The 16,267-nt window shown below is 61.1% G+C and carries 14 protein-coding genes, 4 tRNA genes and 1 pseudogene; 10 read left to right on the top strand and 9 right to left on the bottom strand.

The annotated features are described in order from the left end of the window. Nucleotides 1-64 precede the first annotated feature (64 nt). The 4 genes from F7R20_RS29140 to F7R20_RS29125 form a co-directional block, all read right to left on the bottom strand. Nucleotides 65-1,411, bottom strand: a complete 1,347-nt coding sequence (locus tag F7R20_RS29140; protein WP_003205703.1) for a sigma-54-dependent transcriptional regulator — start codon at nt 1,409-1,411, stop codon at nt 65-67. After that, on the bottom strand, nt 1,408-2,997 hold the full coding sequence (locus F7R20_RS29135; protein ID WP_003205701.1) for a two-component system sensor histidine kinase NtrB: 1,590 nt from the start codon (nt 2,995-2,997) through the stop codon (nt 1,408-1,410). The genes F7R20_RS29140 and F7R20_RS29135 overlap by 4 nt, the downstream gene beginning before the upstream one ends. Continuing rightward, complete coding sequence (locus F7R20_RS29130; RefSeq protein ID WP_013694237.1) at nt 2,987-3,220, bottom strand: PP0621 family protein; 234 nt, start codon at nt 3,218-3,220, stop codon at nt 2,987-2,989. Before F7R20_RS29130 ends, F7R20_RS29135 begins: the two co-directional genes overlap by 11 nt. Nucleotides 3,221-3,345: 125 nt before the next feature. Beyond that, complete coding sequence (locus F7R20_RS29125) at nt 3,346-4,362, bottom strand: outer membrane protein assembly factor BamD (RefSeq protein WP_003205698.1); 1,017 nt, start codon at nt 4,360-4,362, stop codon at nt 3,346-3,348. 150 nt (nt 4,363-4,512) lie between these two features. On the opposite strand from F7R20_RS29125, the gene rluD reads away from it, so the two are divergent. The 9 genes and pseudogenes from rluD to F7R20_RS32430 all read left to right on the top strand — a co-directional run bounded on the left by rluD (nt 4,513) and on the right by F7R20_RS32430 (nt 11,375). Beyond that, a complete protein-coding gene (rluD, locus tag F7R20_RS29120) occupies nt 4,513-5,475 on the top strand; it encodes a 23S rRNA pseudouridine(1911/1915/1917) synthase RluD (RefSeq protein WP_003205696.1) in 963 nt (320 codons plus the stop codon). Further along, nucleotides 5,472-6,197, top strand: a complete 726-nt coding sequence (pgeF, locus tag F7R20_RS29115) for a peptidoglycan editing factor PgeF (protein WP_003205694.1) — start codon at nt 5,472-5,474, stop codon at nt 6,195-6,197. The genes rluD and pgeF overlap by 4 nt, the downstream gene beginning before the upstream one ends. Before the next feature lie 130 nt (nt 6,198-6,327). Then, nucleotides 6,328-8,892, top strand: coding sequence for an ATP-dependent chaperone ClpB (gene clpB, locus F7R20_RS29110; RefSeq protein WP_003205692.1), 2,565 nt, complete (start codon nt 6,328-6,330; stop codon nt 8,890-8,892). A 300-nt stretch (nt 8,893-9,192) separates the two neighbouring features. Next, nucleotides 9,193-9,268 (top strand) — tRNA-Asn (locus F7R20_RS29105). Between the two features lie 7 nt (nt 9,269-9,275). Beyond that, nucleotides 9,276-9,352, top strand: a tRNA-Pro gene (locus F7R20_RS29100). Nucleotides 9,353-9,357: 5 nt separating this feature from the next. Further along, nucleotides 9,358-9,433: transfer RNA gene (locus F7R20_RS29095), tRNA-Lys, on the top strand. Between the two features lie 93 nt (nt 9,434-9,526). Continuing rightward, nucleotides 9,527-9,603 (top strand) — tRNA-Pro (locus F7R20_RS29090). A gap of 146 nt (nt 9,604-9,749) precedes the next feature. Continuing rightward, nucleotides 9,750-10,520: pseudogene (locus F7R20_RS32435) on the top strand (MCP four helix bundle domain-containing protein); the annotation flags it as partial. Next, a complete protein-coding gene (locus F7R20_RS32430) occupies nt 10,512-11,375 on the top strand; it encodes a methyl-accepting chemotaxis protein (RefSeq protein WP_371916764.1) in 864 nt (287 codons plus the stop codon). The pseudogene F7R20_RS32435 and the gene F7R20_RS32430, both read left to right, overlap by 9 nt. A gap of 129 nt (nt 11,376-11,504) precedes the next feature. On the opposite strand, the gene F7R20_RS29080 is transcribed toward F7R20_RS32430, so the two are convergent. The 5 genes from F7R20_RS29080 to F7R20_RS29060 form a co-directional block, all read right to left on the bottom strand. Beyond that, a complete protein-coding gene (locus tag F7R20_RS29080) occupies nt 11,505-12,803 on the bottom strand; it encodes an NAD(P)/FAD-dependent oxidoreductase (RefSeq protein ID WP_003205688.1) in 1,299 nt (432 codons plus the stop codon). A gap of 60 nt (nt 12,804-12,863) precedes the next feature. Next, nucleotides 12,864-13,037, bottom strand: coding sequence for a DUF3094 domain-containing protein (locus F7R20_RS29075; protein ID WP_003205686.1), 174 nt, complete (start codon nt 13,035-13,037; stop codon nt 12,864-12,866). A gap of 52 nt (nt 13,038-13,089) precedes the next feature. Beyond that, nucleotides 13,090-13,617, bottom strand: a complete 528-nt coding sequence (locus F7R20_RS29070) for an MOSC domain-containing protein (protein WP_003205684.1) — start codon at nt 13,615-13,617, stop codon at nt 13,090-13,092. After that, complete coding sequence (locus F7R20_RS29065; protein WP_003205682.1) at nt 13,614-14,240, bottom strand: DUF1780 domain-containing protein; 627 nt, start codon at nt 14,238-14,240, stop codon at nt 13,614-13,616. The genes F7R20_RS29070 and F7R20_RS29065 overlap by 4 nt, the downstream gene beginning before the upstream one ends. A 545-nt stretch (nt 14,241-14,785) precedes the next feature. Beyond that, the gene (locus tag F7R20_RS29060) at nt 14,786-15,679 is read right to left on the bottom strand and encodes a LysR substrate-binding domain-containing protein (protein WP_003205681.1); all 894 of its coding nucleotides are present in this window, start codon (nt 15,677-15,679) and stop codon (nt 14,786-14,788) included. Between the two features lie 152 nt (nt 15,680-15,831). Here F7R20_RS29060 and F7R20_RS29055 point away from each other — a divergent pair, with 152 nt between their 5' ends. Continuing rightward, nucleotides 15,832-16,242 carry a tautomerase family protein gene (locus F7R20_RS29055; protein WP_003205679.1) on the top strand — a complete coding sequence of 137 codons (411 nt, stop codon included), beginning with the start codon at nt 15,832-15,834 and terminating at the stop codon, nt 16,240-16,242. Nucleotides 16,243-16,267: the final 25 nt, after the last annotated feature.

Genomic DNA, 16,267 nt, shown 5'->3' with positions numbered 1-16,267 from the left:
GAACCTGTGGCGAGGGAGCAAGCTCCCTCGCCACAGGGGAATACGTGGGCTTCGAAACCGTGGCTCAATCCAGCCCAAGCTTCTTCAACCGATACCGCATCGACCGAAACGACAACTTCAACCGCTGCGCCGCCGCCGTGCGGTTCCAGCGGGTTTCCTCCAACGCCTGGAGGATGAGCTTGCGCTCAACGTCTTCCAGGTAATCCTCCAGGTTGTCGACCTGCATCAAATCGGGATTGCCTGCCTCAGTAGTACTATTGCCCTCGGCCAGGCGCAGGTCATCCGCTTCGATCTGCTGCTGTTCACAAAGGGTGTAGGCACGTTCGAGCATGTTCTCCAGCTCTCGCACATTGCCCGGGAAGCGGTAATTCTTGAGAGCGTCCAACGCTTGGGGATGCAATCTGACCGGTGGACTGCCGGTGTTGGCCGCCAGGCGCTGGAGCATGTGGTTAGCCAGCAGCTCGATGTCTTCACGACGTTCACGCAACGGCGGCACGCGCAGTTCGATGACGTTCAGCCGGTAATACAAATCCTGGCGAAAGCGCCCGGCAGCCACTTCGCCGTCCAGATCCTTGTGGGTGGCGCAGAGGATGCGCACATCCACCACTTCTTCCTGTTGGCCGCCAACGGCGCGCACGGCTTTTTCCTGGATGGCTCGCAACAGCTTGACCTGCATCGCCAAGGGCAAGTCGGCCACTTCATCGAGGAACAGGGTCCCGCCATGGGCGGCCTGGAACAGCCCGGGCTTGTCCTCGATGGCGCCGCTGAAGCTGCCTTTTCGATGGCCGAAAAACTCGCTTTCCATCAGCTCCGTGGGAATCGCCCCACAGTTGACCGGTACGAAGCGCTGGTTGGCACGAGGGCCCTGTTCGTGGATCAGCCGGGCGACCAGTTCCTTGCCGCAGCCCGATTCCCCGCTGATGTACACCGGTGCCTGGCTGCGGGCGAGTTTCCCGATCTGCTTGCGCACGCTGAGCATCGGTGGCGAGTTACCCAGCAGGCTGCGCTCGAGGGTCGTGCCCGGCGTGGCGACCGGCGGCAGGCGCAGGGCACTGGTGACCAGCTCTCGCAGCCGACCCAGGTCGACCGGTTTGGTCAGGAAGTCGAAGGCGCCGGCCTTGAGGGCGTCGATGGCGGTTTCCAGGCTGCCATAGGCGGTGATCATCGCCACGGGCAGTTGAGGGTAGCGTTGCTGGATGTGCTGCACCAGTTCCAGGCCGGTGCCATCGGGCAGGCGCATGTCGGTCAGGCACAGGTCGAAGGCTTCCCCCGCCAGCAGGGCTTGGGCCTCGGCAAGGTTCTTGGCGCTGCGGGTGTCGAGTTTCATCCGGCCCAGGGTGATGTCCAGGAGTTCGCGGATGTCCGGTTCGTCATCGACGATCAGGATTCGTTGCCGTGAGCGATTATTCAAATCTGTTTCCGTCCGTGAGCAAAGGTGATGCGAAAGCAACCGCCGCCTTGGCGTGGTTTGAAGTCTAGGCGGGCCTGGTTGCTTTCGCACAGCTCACGGGACAGATAGAGCCCAAGGCCGGTGCCCTGGCTGCTGGTGGTAAAGAAGGGTTCGAACAAATGTGCCTGCTGCTCGGGTGTTACACCGGGGCCGTTGTCGATGATGTCCAGTGTGGACAGCTGGCTGTGGGGATCGATGAACAGTTTCAGCCAGGCCTCGGCCTGTTCGTGGGTCATGGCGCTGTGGCGCCAGGCGTTGCGCAGCAGGTTGTCGAGTACCTGGGTCAACTGGTCGGGGTCCATCAGCGTGGTGTAGTCACCCGGGTCGATGCTCAGGTGCAAGTGCTGGTGCTCGGCCATGCTTTCGCGGGCCTGCCGGACGAACTGATCGAGCCAGGTCCGCAGGTCGAGGCGTTGGGGGGTGGTTTGCTGGCGGCGAGACAGCTGCAGGACGTTTTCAATGACGCGATTCATTCGTTGGGAGTGATCTTGAATAATCTGCGTCAGACGCCGATCCGCGTTGTTCAGTTCCTCGGATTCGCGCAGTAATTGCGCTGCGTGGCTGATGGCGCCCAAGGGGTTGCGGATTTCATGGGCGATGCCAGCAGTGAGGCGCCCGAGGGACGCGAGTTTCAGTTGCTGGGCCTGCTGGGCAACTTGGGCCAGGTCCTCAAGGAATACCAGCAACTGCTGCTGATCGTGATGCCCCAAGGCGATGAAGCTCGGTTGCAGGGTCAGGCCTGTGCCGGTCACGGTCAGGCTGGGGGGGCGCAGGCTGGGGTTGTTCAGCCACAATTGCAGGCGTTCGACCAGAGCGGTGCAATAGTCATCGATTCGCTGGCCGACCAGGTCGTGCATGCCCAGCAGGTTCAAGGCGCTTTCGTTGGCCAATTGCACGCGCCGTTCGCGGTCGAGCACCAGGATGCCGGTGCGCATGCGTTGCAGGATCAGTGCGTTGAGCGCTTCGAGGCCGATTACCTCGCTGGCCCGTTGCTCGGCCAGGGTTTCACTGGCTTCCAGTCGCCGGGTCAGGCCCTGTACCAGCAGGGCGGCGGCAAAACACAGTGCCCCCAGGGTGCCGGCTTGCAGATAACTGCTGGGACGGTTTGAGTCGCTGAGGCCGAGGAAAAAAGTCGACCCGACGATACCGATCGTGGCGACAGCGGCAATCAACAGGCCGACCCGGCTTCGCAACAGCGTATTGCCGATGGCCACCGAGACAATGAGCAGGTTGCCGATGGCACTGGGCACACCGCCCGCGGCGAAGAACAGCCACGAGAGCAGCAGCACGTCAGTCAGGGCCAGGCCGAACAGCCGGGCAGGGCGGCGGGTGTTCTCAAGGAACACCACCAGCAGGATATTCAGCACCAGGTACAACCAACTGCCACTGCGCAGCAGGTCGTCATTGGCGAACTCCAGCAGGCGGTTGTCCAGTTTGCTGGAGATCAGCAGCACCAGGGTGATGCCGATGCTCAGGCGATACAGGTGATAGAGACGCAGCAGGCGCTGCGCCTGTTTTTCGCGTGGGCTTGAGGCCTCAGCGCTCACGAGTGCCCGGGCCTTGCTCAAGGTGAGCCTGGCTGCAATACCATTGTTGTTCGAGGGCCAGCGCCCGGTCACGGGGCAGGTGTACGCCGCAATGGGCGCAACGGACCATGGGCGGTGCGTCCTGCTCGCGGGGAGCGTTCGGCGCGGAGGAGCCCCCCTTGAACTTGCGCCAGAACCATACCGCGGCGGCAATCAGGGCGATCCAGAACAGTAAACGAAGCATGATGGGCGGCTTTTTGGCTAGAGATCAGGCAGTTTAGCCAAGGACAGGAACGGCGCACAGCGCAATAAAACCCAGGCAAAAAAAAGGGAGACCGTCGGGTCTCCCTTTTTTGGGATGCCTTGATCTCAGTCGAACAGACCAAAGGTCAGGTGGCTGAACCAGGAGCGGTCGCTGGACTCGCTTTCAGGCTCTTCTTCCTCGATCACGTCGCCATTTTCATCCTTGGGCTTGAGTTCGTTCGGGATGGCTTCCTTGGCATCCTGGAACTGGCGCTGTACGTCCTGGTTGGCGCGTGTCTCGCCTGGCGGCAGCGGTGGACGGGACTCGATCAGGCCCAGGGTCGCCTTGCTCAGCCACGAACGGTTGTCCGCTTCGTCGACCCGTGGGGTGAACTGGCCATCGACCAGGGATGGGTGATCCGGGTAGTTCAGCTTGAGGGTTTCCAGGCTGGTGGCCGCCAGTTCGTCCAAGTGCAGGCGCTGGTAGGCTTCGGTCATCACGGCCAGGCCATCACCCACCGAAGGGGTTTCCTGGAAGTTTTCCACTACGTAGCGGCCACGGTTGGCGGCGGCGACGTAGGCCTGACGGGTCAGGTAGTAGTCGGCCACGTGGATCTCGTAGGAGGCCAGCAGGTTGCGCAGGTAGATCATGCGCTGCTTGGCGTCCGGCGAGTAGCGGCTGTTGGGGAAGCGGCTGGTCAGTTGGGCGAACTCATTGTAGGAGTCGCGCGCCGCGCCCGGGTCACGCTTGGTCATGTCCAGCGGCAGGAAACGCGCCAGCAGGCCGACGTCCTGGTCGAAGGAGGTCAGGCCCTTGAGGTAATAGGCGTAATCGACATTCGGGTGCTGCGGGTGCAGGCGAATGAAACGCTCGGCGGCGGACTTGGCGGCTTCCGGCTCGGCGTTCTTGTAGTTGGCGTAGATCAGCTCCAACTGGGCCTGATCGGCGTAGCGACCGAACGGATACCGCGACTCCAGCGCCTTCAGCTTGGCGGTGGCGCTGGTATAGCTGTTGTTATCCAGGTCGTTCTGCGCCTGTTGGTACAGTTCGACTTCGCTCAGGTTTTCGTCTACGACTTCCTTCGACGAGCAAGCAGCAGTCAATGCGAGGATGGCGATCAGCAGCAGGTGTTTCACTTGCATGGCGGCTTGCGTCCCTATGACGGCCGCTGTCTTGGGCGGGGCCGTCCTGTTATGATGAGCGCCCCGTTGAAAGCCTCGGGGCAAAAGACGCCGTATTTAACCACAAGCGCGCAGCCGAAACCAAAGGCTGTGCCGACGCCCAGTCCGAGCATGTCCGATAAAATAGAACTTCGCGCAGAGGTGCCGTCCGAATTGGGCGGCCAACGCCTCGATCAAGTCGCCGCACAACTCTTTGCCGAGCACTCTCGCTCGCGCCTTTCCGCCTGGATCAAGGACGGCCGCCTGACTGTGGATGGGGCGGTGATCCGTCCGCGCGACATCGTCCACGGCGGTGCCATTCTCGAGCTGACTGCCGAACAGGAGGCCCAGGGAGAATGGGTCGCCCAGGACATCGCCCTGGACATCGTCTACGAAGACGATGACATCCTGGTGATCAACAAGCCTGCGGGCCTGGTGGTGCACCCGGCTGCCGGCCATGCTGATGGCACCTTGCTCAATGCCTTGCTGCACCACGTACCGGACATTATCAATGTGCCGCGTGCCGGCATCGTCCATCGCCTGGACAAGGACACCACCGGTCTGATGGTGGTGGCCAAGACCATCCAGGCGCAGACACAGCTGGTCACACAGCTGCAAAGCCGCAGCGTCAGCCGCATCTATGAATGTATCGTGATCGGGGTCGTCACCGCCGGTGGCAAGATCAACGCCCCCATCGGTCGTCACGGCCAGCAGCGCCAGCGCATGGCGGTGATGGAGGGCGGCAAGCAGGCGGTCAGCCATTATCGCGTGCTCGAGCGTTTCCGCTCCCACACCCATGTGCGGGTCAAGCTGGAAACCGGTCGGACCCACCAGATCCGTGTACACATGGCCCACATCAACTTCCCGTTGGTGGGCGACCCGGCCTACGGCGGTCGTTTCCGCATTCCGCCGGCTGCCAGCCAGACCATGGTCGAATCGCTGAAGAACTTCCCGCGCCAGGCGCTGCATGCACGTTTCCTGGAGCTGGATCATCCGACGACCGGCAAGCGCATGAGCTGGGAGTCGCCGTTGCCGGATGATTTCGTCTGGCTGCTGACGTTGCTCAAGCAGGACCGCGAGGCGTTCATCGGATGAGTGACTGGCTGATACCCGACTGGCCCGCGCCGGCTCGGGTCAAGGCCTGTGTCACGACCCGTGCGGGCGGCGTCAGCCTGGCGCCGTTCGACAGCCTCAACCTGGGCGACCATGTGGGCGACGATCCTGTGGCCGTCGCCGAAAACCGTCGGCGTCTCACCGATCAATTCGCCATCACCCCGACCTGGCTGCAGCAGGTCCACGGCATTGCCGTGGTCGAGGCTGATCCGGCCCAGGTGGCGGCTGCCGATGCCAGTTGGACCGACACGCCCGGTATCGCCTGCACCGCGATGACCGCGGACTGCCTGCCCGTGCTGTTCTGCAACCGTATCGGCACCCGCGTTGCGGCGGCCCATGCCGGCTGGCGCGGGCTGGCGAGCGGCGTGCTGGAAGCTACCCTCGACAGCCTTGCCGTGCCCGCGGATGAAATCCTCGCCTGGCTCGGCCCGGCCATCGGTCCGCAAGCGTTTGAAGTCGGGCCGGAAGTGCGTGAAGCCTTCATCGCGCAACTGCCCCAGGCGGCACAAGCCTTTACTGCGAGCCCCAACGCCGACAAGTTCCTGGCCGATATCTACGCGTTGGCACGGCTGCGCCTGGCCGCACGCGGTGTCACGGCCGTCTACGGTGGCGGTCTCTGCACCGTGACCGACCCTCGGTTCTTTTCCTACCGCCGCAACCCGCGCACTGGTCGCTTCGCCTCGTTGATCTGGATCGAACGCTAGACTTCTCTGATCTGTATCAAGGGCGCCCGGCTTGAATCTTCCAGAATCGACCACATCTATAACGGTATCTGGCAGGTTTCTTCATTCAGGATGTTTCCAAGGTCCGGCCTGCTCATTAGGAAGGTGACCCATGCGTATTGATCGTTTAACCAGCAAATTACAGTTGGCCCTGTCCGATGCCCAGTCCCTGGCCGTCGGCCTGGACCATCCCGGTATCGAACCGGCGCACTTGATGCAGGCCATGCTCGAACAGCAGGGCGGTTCCATCAAGCCCCTGCTGATGCAGGTCGGCTTTGACGTCAACAGCCTGCGCAAAGAACTGGCCAAGGAACTCGACCAGTTACCCAAGATCCAGAACCCCACCGGTGACGTGAACATGTCCCAGGACCTGGCGCGGCTGCTCAACCAGGCCGATCGCCTGGCCCAGCAGAAGGGCGACCAGTTCATTTCCAGCGAGCTGGTGCTACTCGCCGCCATGGACGAGAACAGCAAGCTCGGCAAATTGTTGCTCGGCCAGGGCGTGAGCAAGAAAGCCCTGGAAAATGCCATCAACAACCTGCGTGGCGGCGAAGCGGTCAACGACGCCAACCACGAGGAGTCGCGCCAGGCACTGGACAAATATACGGTCGACCTGACCAAGCGTGCCGAGGAAGGCAAGCTCGACCCGGTGATCGGTCGCGACGATGAAATCCGCCGCACGATCCAGGTGCTGCAACGCCGTACCAAGAACAACCCGGTGCTGATCGGTGAGCCAGGCGTGGGTAAAACCGCCATCGCCGAGGGCCTGGCCCAGCGCATCATCAACGGCGAAGTGCCGGACGGCCTCAGGGGTAAACGCCTGTTGTCCCTGGACATGGGGGCCTTGATCGCCGGTGCCAAGTACCGTGGTGAATTCGAAGAACGGCTCAAGGCCCTGCTCAATGAGCTGTCCAAGCAGGAAGGGCAGATCATCCTGTTCATCGACGAACTGCACACCATGGTCGGTGCGGGCAAGGGCGAAGGCTCGATGGACGCCGGCAACATGCTCAAGCCCGCGCTGGCCCGTGGCGAGTTGCACTGCGTCGGCGCGACCACGCTCAACGAGTACCGCCAATATATAGAGAAGGACGCAGCCCTCGAGCGGCGCTTCCAGAAAGTGCTGGTGGAGGAGCCGAGCGAGGAAGACACCATCGCCATCCTGCGCGGCCTCAAAGAACGCTACGAAGTTCACCACAAGGTGGCGATCACCGATGGCGCGATCATCGCGGCGGCCAAGCTCAGCCACCGCTACATCACCGACCGCCAGTTGCCGGACAAGGCCATCGACCTGATCGACGAAGCCGCGAGCCGTATCCGCATGGAAATCGACTCCAAGCCCGAAGTGCTCGATCGGTTGGAGCGGCGCCTGATTCAACTCAAGGTCGAGTCCCAGGCCCTGAAGAAAGAAAGCGACGAAGCGGCGAAGAAGCGTCTGGAAAGGTTGCAGGAAGAAATCGTTCGTCACGAGCGTGAGTATTCCGACCTCGAGGAAATCTGGAACTCGGAGAAAGCCGAAGTCCAGGGCTCGGCGCAGATCCAGCAGAAGATCGAACAATCCCGCCAGGAGCTGGAAGCGGCCCGTCGTAAAGGCGACCTCAACCGCATGGCCGAGCTGCAGTACGGGGTGATCCCGGATCTGGAGCGCAGCCTGCAGATGGTCGACCAGCACGGCAAGAGCGAAAACCAGTTGCTGCGCAGCAAGGTCACCGAGGAAGAAATCGCCGAAGTGGTCTCCAAGTGGACCGGCATTCCGGTTTCGAAAATGCTCGAAGGCGAGCGTGACAAGCTGCTGAAGATGGAAAGCCTGCTGCACCAGCGTGTGATCGGCCAGGAAGAGGCGGTGGTGGCGGTGTCCAACGCCGTGCGTCGTTCCCGTGCCGGGCTATCGGACCCGAACCGGCCGAGCGGCTCGTTCATGTTCCTCGGCCCGACCGGTGTCGGTAAAACCGAGCTGTGCAAGGCGCTGGCCGAGTTCCTCTTCGACACTGAAGAGGCCATGGTGCGCATCGACATGTCCGAGTTCATGGAGAAACATTCCGTGGCACGGCTGATCGGTGCGCCACCGGGTTATGTCGGTTATGAAGAGGGCGGTTACCTGACCGAGGCAGTGCGTCGCAAGCCGTACTCGGTGATCCTGCTCGATGAGGTCGAGAAGGCGCACCCGGATGTGTTCAATATCCTGCTGCAGGTGCTGGAGGATGGTCGCCTGACCGACAGCCACGGGCGCACGGTGGACTTCCGCAACACGGTGATCGTGATGACCTCCAACCTGGGCTCGACGCAGATCCAGGAACTGGTGGGCGACCGCGAGGCGCAGCGTGCGGCGGTGATGGACGCGATCTCTACGCACTTCCGGCCGGAGTTCATCAACCGGGTCGACGAAGTGGTGATCTTCGAGCCATTGGCTCGTGATCAGATTGCCGGCATTACCGAGATCCAGTTGGGTCGCCTGCGCAGTCGCCTCACCGAACGTGAGCTGAAACTGCAGTTGAGCGACGAGGCGTTGGACAAGCTGATTGCGGTGGGTTACGACCCGGTCTATGGCGCACGGCCGCTGAAGCGGGCGATCCAGCGCTGGATCGAAAACCCGCTGGCGCAGTTGATCCTGTCCGGTCGGTTCATGCCTGGTGAGACTGTGACCGGTACAGTGGAGAACGACGAAATCGTCTTCAACTGAAAGGCTGGCACTGCCTGCAATTGAGATGGCCTCGCTTTGCGAGGCCATTTTTTTCATCAGGCCGTTGAACTCAAAGGAAAAGGCTTGTAAAGTGCGCCCCGCAGTCAGTCACCCCAAGGGTTACTTCTCGCTGAGAAGGAATCCAAAATAAGTTGCAAATCATTGTCTTGAAAGCAATTTAAGGGGTTGACAGAGGTTTTGAAGATTGTAGAATAGCGCGCCTCAGACACACGAACGCAGCGATGCGTAAGGGTAGAAGAGGTTGAAGCTAGCTTCAACGTTGTAACTTGAAATATCAGTTCCGTGATAGCTCAGTCGGTAGAGCAAATGACTGTTAATCATTGGGTCCCAGGTTCGAGTCCTGGTCACGGAGCCATTTCAATCGGGGTATAGCGCAGTCCGGTAGCGCGCCTGCTTTGGGAGCAGGATGTCAGGAGTTCGAATCCCCTTACCCCGACCATTTTTGGGTCGTTAGCTCAGTTGGTAGAGCAGTTGGCTTTTAACCAATTGGTCGTAGGTTCGAATCCCACACGACCCACCATTTTTGAAACCAGCTCGCTGGAATCGAATCTTAAGATCAGAGGCCAAAAGCGCTGATCGAGAAGGCGACTTGCGAAGGTCGCCTTTTTTTTACCGGGGTATAGCGCAGTCCGGTAGCGCGCCTGCTTTGGGAGCAGGATGTCAGGAGTTCGAATCCCCTTACCCCGACCATATTAAAAATCCTCGTATCGAAAGATACGGGGATTTTTTTTGCCTGCGATAAAGTGAATTGGACTTAAGACATCGTACAACCTGCCGATAACCCGCCGACAGGGGCCTGGCCCCACCTCAGGCCAACAATAAAAAAGGCATTCCCTATGGTTCTTCGTCAGTTGAATATCGCCCCTCGTGCCGCGTTGGGTTTTGCCTTGATCGCCGTGCTGGTGGCGTTGCTCGGGGTGTTCGCACTGGGACAGATGTCGAGTATTCGTGACAGTGAAGTCGCGGTGGAAACCCAGTGGCTGCCGAGCATTCGCGGCGGTGACGAGATCCGCGAGTGGATGCTGCGGATCCGCACCATTTCCCTGCGCATGGCCCTGGATCAGGACCCGAAGAACATTGCGGTGTATCGCGGGCAGATGGATACGCGCGACAAGGAGCTGAGCGAAAAAATCACTGCCTACGAAAAGCTCGTTGTGACGCCTGAAGGCAAAGCCCTCTACGACCAGTTCAAGCAGACCTTCGCCGCTTACCGTGCAGGTATTGCGCAATCTTTCACCCTGGCAGAACAAGGGCGTCGGGATGAGCTGATCAAGCTGCTGCTGGTGGACATGAAGACCGTGGTGGACGGTTCCGGCAAGCAGCTCAACGACCTGGCGGAGCTGTTCTCCAAGCAGGTCTCCATCGAGAGCCAGAAGTCCCAGGAGCACTACGCCAATTCCCGCATGATCGTCAGCCTGTTCGTTGTGCTTGCCGCCCTGGCCACGGTAGCCCTGGCCATGCTGCTTACGCGCAGTATCGTCAAGCCCTTGGGTGAGGCGCTCAACGCTGCAGAGAGCGTCGCCCGGGGTGACCTGACCCGGCCAATCGAGACCCATGGCAACGACGAAGTGAGTCGCTTGCTCAAGGCGTTGGCGGCCATGCAGCAGAATCTGCGTGAGACGTTGCAGGGCATCAGCGGTTCGGCCGCGCAACTGGCCACCGCCGCCGATGAGCTGAACGCTGTCACGCTCGACAGCACCCACAGCCTGCAACAACAGAACAACGAAATTGAACAGGCGGCCACGGCCGTCACCGAAATGACCACTGCCGTGGAGGAGGTTGCGCGCAATGCGGTTTCCACCTCCGATGCCACGCGTCAGTCCAGTGAATCGGCGTCCCTTGGGCAGCAGCGGGTCAGCGACACGGTCGATGCCATCGGCGCCCTCGCCAGCGATGTGCAGGTGACCGGTGGCCTGGTGCAATCCCTGGCCAACCAATCGCAGGATATTGGCAAGGTGCTGGACGTGATCCGCGCCATCGCCGAGCAGACCAACCTGCTGGCCCTCAACGCGGCCATCGAAGCGGCCCGGGCGGGTGAGAGCGGGCGTGGGTTTGCGGTGGTGGCCGATGAGGTGCGGGCGCTGGCTTATCGCACGCAGCAATCGACCCAGGAAATCGAGCAAATGGTCCAGGGCATGCGCAGCGGTGCCACCCAGGCACTCGACTCCATGCAGGCCAGCTCCAGTCGCGCCGCCAGTACCCTGGCCATGGCGGAGCGGGCGGGAGACGCGTTGCAGACCATCACGGCGTCGGTCAATGAAATCCACGAACGCAACCTGGTGATCGCCAGCGCCGCCGAAGAACAGGCGCAAGTGGCCCGCGAGGTGGATCGCAACCTGGTGAACATTCGTGATTTGTCGGTGCGCTCGGCTTCCGGCGCGGGCCAGACCAGCGCGTCCAGCCATGAGTTGTCGCAGCTGGCGAATTCGCTGCGCATGATGGTGCAGCGGTTTCAGGTTTGATCGAGGATTCAGTACTGGCTGTACCGACCTCATCGCGAGCAAGCTCGCTCCCACAGGATGACCGCGATCAACTGTGGGAGCGAGCTTGCTCGCGATGACGGTGGATCATTCAATGTCAGTGCTGCTGACTCAGTGCAGCTTCAGCCGAGGCTCGGTCCCACGCCCGATCTTGCTACCCAGCATCAACATGGCCGTGCGGAACATGCCGTACAGCGCCATCTGGTGCATGCGGTACAGCGACACATAGAACATCCGCGCCAGCCAGCCTTCGAGCATCACGCTGCCGGTCAGGTTGCCCATCAGGTTGCCCACTGCCGAGAACCGCGACAGCGAGATCAGCGAGCCGTAGTCGGTGTATTTGTATTCCGGCAGGGCCTTGCCCTCGATCCGCAGCTTCAAGGATTTGGCCAGCAGTGAGGCTTGCTGGTGTGCGGCCTGGGCGCGAGGTGGGACGTTGCGCTCGCTGCCGGGTTGCGGGCAGGCGGCGCAGTCGCCGAAGGCGAAGATGTTCTCGTCGCGGGTGGTCTGCAAAGTGGGCAGCACGTGCAACTGGTTGATCCGGTTGGTCTCCAGCCCGTCGATGTCCTTGAGGAAGTCCGGGGCGCGAATCCCGGCGGCCCAGACTTTCAGGCTCGCGTCGATCACTTTGCCGTCCGCGGTAATCAGGCTGTCGGCGGTCACCTGGCTGACGGCGGCGTTGGTCATGACGTTGACCCCGAGTTTTTCCAGGGTCTTGTGCACCGGCCCGCCGATACGCTCCGGCAGGGCCGGCAAGACGCGTGGGCCCGCCTCGATCAGGGTGATGTGCATGTTCTCCGGTTTGATCCGGTCCAGGCCGTAGGCGTGCAGTTCGTGGGCGGCATTATGCAGCTCGGCGGCCAGTTCGACCCCGGTCGCACCGGCGCCGACAATGGCGACGCTGATGCGCTCGACGATATCGGTCTGCCCGGCGTGGGCGCGCAGATAGTGGTGCAGCAATTGCTGATGGAAGCGCTCGGCCTGTTTGCGGGTGTCGAGGAACAGGCAGTGCTGCGCCGCGCCTTCGGTGCCGAAGTCATTGGTGGTGCTGCCGACGGCAATCACCAGGGTGTCGTAGCCCAGTTCCCGGGCCGGCAACAGCTCGACGCCGGTCTCGTCATAGGTGGCGGCCAGTTGGATTCTCTTGCGCTCGCGATCCAGGCCGCTCATGCGCCCGAGCTGGAACTCGAAGTGGTTCCATTTTGCCTGGGCGACATAGTTGAGTTCGTCTTCGGAGGAGTTCAAGGAGCCGGCGGCCACTTCGTGCAGCAGCGGTTTCCAGATGTGGGTCAGGTTCGCGTCGACCAGCATCACACTGGCCGTGCCACGCTTGCCCAGAGTCTTACCCAGACGGGTAGCCAACTCCAGACCGCCGGCGCCGCCGCCAACGATGACAATACGATGAGTCATGGGGATATCTCGCAAGGCTAAAGGAAATCGGTGCCGTTACCTGCGCGAGTGCCATGCAACTCATAGCGTCAGGTAACTGATCAGTCGGCTCAACAGGCCCAGGCCGATGGTCACGGCCAGTACCACCACCAGGAGCATCCACGGCCGGAAAGGCCGGCGCTCGACTCGGTGCTGGGACAGTTGCAGGTACTCTTCGACATGCTTCTGGTCTTCTGGGTTCAGGCGGCTGGTCATAAAGGCCTCGTCAGGTAGACGTTGCGGAATGTGAAGACGTTACAGCGTCCGGCTAGCCGGCATTGAAAGCAGCGTAGCCGCTCGCCGGAACGGGTTCGACGCTCAGGCTGTCGTCCAGGCGAATGATTCCACTTTTTAACACCCGGGCGGTGATTCCGCCATGGCCGCGTACCGCCTGGAACGTACCTTCGCCGAGGTTTCGCTCCAGTCGGGCACAAGGCTGGCACCAACCGGTGGTTTCAAAAATGGCTTGGCCAATGCGAAAGCGCCGGCCCTTGAGGCTGAACAGATTGATGCCGCTGACCACAATATTGCGTCGCAGCTCCTGTGGCAGCACGGGCCGGTCTTCGGGACGGCCCATCAGCGCGCCGATCACGGCCAGGTGCTCCCATTGGATCAGCGTCACTTGCCGCGCATTGCGCACGCCGGGGCGGGCATGATCGCCGGTCAGCCCAGCCTCCAGGCGGGCTTCCACGGCGTCCAGTTCGATCATGGGCGCATGGCCCTGGGGTCGTACGCCAATCCAGCGTACGCGGCCTTGCTGGGGCACAGCGGCAATCAGTTCCTGCAGTGGGCTCACAGGCTGATCCCGACATCGAACACGATGCTGCGACCCAGGTTGCTGCGCAGGAAGTCCGGCGCGTCGGGGTGGGCGAACAGCACCCGGGCAAACGTCGGCCCCACCAGTGACAGCGAGCGCCAGCCCTGGCGCAGGTATTCGGTCGGTGGTGGGAAGTGACTGTTGAGGTCCAGCACTTCGCGCTTGAGACTGGCGAAGGCGATGATGTCCAGGTCGCCCAGGTCCATGCCGCGCTCGGTGTAGTTGTGAGCTTTCTTGCGCAGGGTCGGGGCCAGCCGCATCAGGAACTCATTGGCCGGGATCCGCCGCGGCTTGGCCTCACGACGCACCAGCTGGCTCAGGGAGAAAGCGCTGCGGCGGCGTTGCAGTTCATCGCGCCATTCGTCATTGAGGCGGCGGCCCTCGTCGAGCACGAAAAACACCTCGAAATTGGCATCGCGAAACAACACGTCCGGCGGCTCGCCGGCCGGCGCGAACTCGTCGGCGCGATAAGGCACGTTCAGCCCTTGCAGCAGACGCTGGCAGACCCAACGCTCACGCTCCCATTTGCGGGCATTGGAGAGAAAGGCGTTGGCTTGCTCGGCCGCGATGGTCAGCAGGCGTAAGTAATCTGAGTCATCCATGAGCCCAAGCTTAGCGTTCAAATGTGATCAAAAAAAATAAAGCTTGCTGTGAAGGGGCAAATTTCCGCTCAGGCCAGGTAATGCTGTTCACTTAGAGCCTAAAGCAAGGGGGCGAGCCTCTATGCATCTGCACCACCGCTATCGCGAGCAGGCTCGCTCCCACAGGGGGCTGCGGTGAACGTTGGTTTTTGTGCATGCCTCAAAAACAGTGTGGGAGCGGGCTTGCTCGCGAAGATGGCGGCGCATTCAACATTGATGTTGCCTGACAGACCGCTATCGCGAGCAAGCTTTGCTCCCACAGATCTAACGGATGTACGACCGGGAGAGCCAGGCATGCCGAGCCTAGGCGAGGCACCGAGTGGTGGGGCAGGAGCGCTTTGGTTACTTTCGACTGGGTCGGCTTCCGGGCTTTTCGAAAGTGACTCGCCGTAAGGGCGAAACCCTAAGTAGGCGTTACCGCAGAAACGGATATACACGCCAGGCTGAAACAGATCTCGGAATGGAAGATAAAATTCCGATAAACGCTCAAGTGAGTAGCATTACCCTCAGGCAGGCCCCAGCATGCCATCCTGTTCAGCCTGACACGCCAACCAAGCGCAAAACAAATCCAGCTTCTTGCTCTGCTGCGCGCTGCGCTTGGCGATATAGACGTAGCGGCTCGGGCGAAACCCGAACGGCGCCACCAGGCGACCCAGGCGAATGTCGTCAGCCACCAAGTGCCATGGGGCGACACAAATCCCCAGGCCGGCAATCGCCGCCTCCAACGTAAAGTAATAGTGCTCGTATTCCAGCCCGGCCGGCGCGGTGGCCTGGTGTCCAATCGCATCCCCCCAGTTCGCCCAGGCATCCGGACGGGTTTTGGTATGCAGGAGGGGATGGCTGAAAATCGAGCCCACGTCGGCTAATTGAATACGTGCGGATAAGGTGGGCGACAACACGACGCCCAATCGTTCAGGAAACAGCCGGACGGTGTTTTTCTGCTCGCCCACGATGCCCTGTTCAGCCGTGATCATCACGTCATAGCGATCCCGGCCCGGATCGCTCCCGTGAACCGGTGAGCTCAGGCGAATCTTGATCCCTGGATAAGTCGTATTGAAGTCGAAAAGACGCGGTATCAGCCACTTGACCGTAAATGTGCTGAAGCAGGACACGTCCAAGGTGCCTGTCGCCGTGTCTCGGACCCTGCTCACCGCGGCCTCGATCTGATCCAGTGCGGCCGTCAGTTCCGGCAGCAGTTCTCTACCGGCAACGGTGAGCTGAGGTTTGTTTTTTGGGCCTTCGAACAGGTCCACACCAAGACTCAGCTCCAGCTGGCGTACCTGGCGACTCACCGCGCCAGGCGTGACGGACAGCTCCTCGGCGGCCGCGATCATTTTGCCCAGTCGGGCAGCGGCCTCGAAGGTATGCAGCGCATTCAATGGGGGGAGGCGACGTTTCATAAAGTGACTTTAACTCAATTACATCGAGCGTATAAATCGATATCAGGTATCGGGCGTATTTTGCAGAATCCCCCGGCCCCCCGCAGTGTCTGCCGACTGTTCCGAGTCGCCAGGATTGAGGGGCATTCCCTATCAAATTGAGAGCACCTCACATGCCATTCGTTCGTACCGCCGTCATCAAGGGCACCAGCCAGCAGCAACGTCAGCGCATCGTCGATGGCATACATCAAGCGCTGGTCGAGAGCATTGGTATGCCCGAGGATGAATTGTTCAACCTGGTCACGGACTATGACCCTGAACAGTTTTTCTACAGCCGCACGTTTAACGGTGTGGCTCGTTCAGACCATTTGATCGTGATTGAGATTACGATGCGCAGAGGGCGCAGTGATGCGATGAAGCGCGAGCTCTACAAAAAAATCGCGGACAATCTCGGGGTTCAAGCCCAGGTTCGTCCGCAAGACGTTTTCATCTTCATGCACGAGAATGACTATTCGGATTGGTCGGTAGGCTTTGGTAAGTTTGCAATGGCCTTGGTACAACAGCCAGGAAGTGTCGCTACTTAAGTAGCGCACGGACGGCGTTCTAGTT

This window comes from Pseudomonas brassicacearum subsp. brassicacearum, from assembly GCF_008801605.1.
Taxonomy (GTDB): domain Bacteria; phylum Pseudomonadota; class Gammaproteobacteria; order Pseudomonadales; family Pseudomonadaceae; genus Aquipseudomonas; species Aquipseudomonas brassicacearum.
This window is presented reverse-complemented; position numbering and strand designations above follow the sequence as displayed.

Excerpts from the sequence above, each read along its gene's own strand:
- F7R20_RS29130 (WP_013694237.1), bottom strand. The coding sequence starts at position 3,220 with ATGCTTCGTTTACTGTTCTGGATCGCCCTGATTGCCGCCGCGGTATGG.
- F7R20_RS29125 (WP_003205698.1), bottom strand. The coding sequence starts at position 4,362 with ATGCAAGTGAAACACCTGCTGCTGATCGCCATCCTCGCATTGACTGCT.
- rluD (WP_003205696.1), top strand. The coding sequence starts at position 4,513 with ATGTCCGATAAAATAGAACTTCGCGCAGAGGTGCCGTCCGAATTGGGC.
- pgeF (WP_003205694.1), top strand. The coding sequence starts at position 5,472 with ATGAGTGACTGGCTGATACCCGACTGGCCCGCGCCGGCTCGGGTCAAG.
- clpB (WP_003205692.1), top strand. The coding sequence starts at position 6,328 with ATGCGTATTGATCGTTTAACCAGCAAATTACAGTTGGCCCTGTCCGAT.
- F7R20_RS32430 (WP_371916764.1), top strand. The coding sequence starts at position 10,512 with ATGCAGCAGAATCTGCGTGAGACGTTGCAGGGCATCAGCGGTTCGGCC.
- F7R20_RS29080 (WP_003205688.1), bottom strand. The coding sequence starts at position 12,803 with ATGACTCATCGTATTGTCATCGTTGGCGGCGGCGCCGGCGGTCTGGAG.
- F7R20_RS29075 (WP_003205686.1), bottom strand. The coding sequence starts at position 13,037 with ATGACCAGCCGCCTGAACCCAGAAGACCAGAAGCATGTCGAAGAGTAC.
- F7R20_RS29065 (WP_003205682.1), bottom strand. The coding sequence starts at position 14,240 with ATGGATGACTCAGATTACTTACGCCTGCTGACCATCGCGGCCGAGCAA.
- F7R20_RS29060 (WP_003205681.1), bottom strand. The coding sequence starts at position 15,679 with ATGAAACGTCGCCTCCCCCCATTGAATGCGCTGCATACCTTCGAGGCC.
- F7R20_RS29055 (WP_003205679.1), top strand. The coding sequence starts at position 15,832 with ATGCCATTCGTTCGTACCGCCGTCATCAAGGGCACCAGCCAGCAGCAA.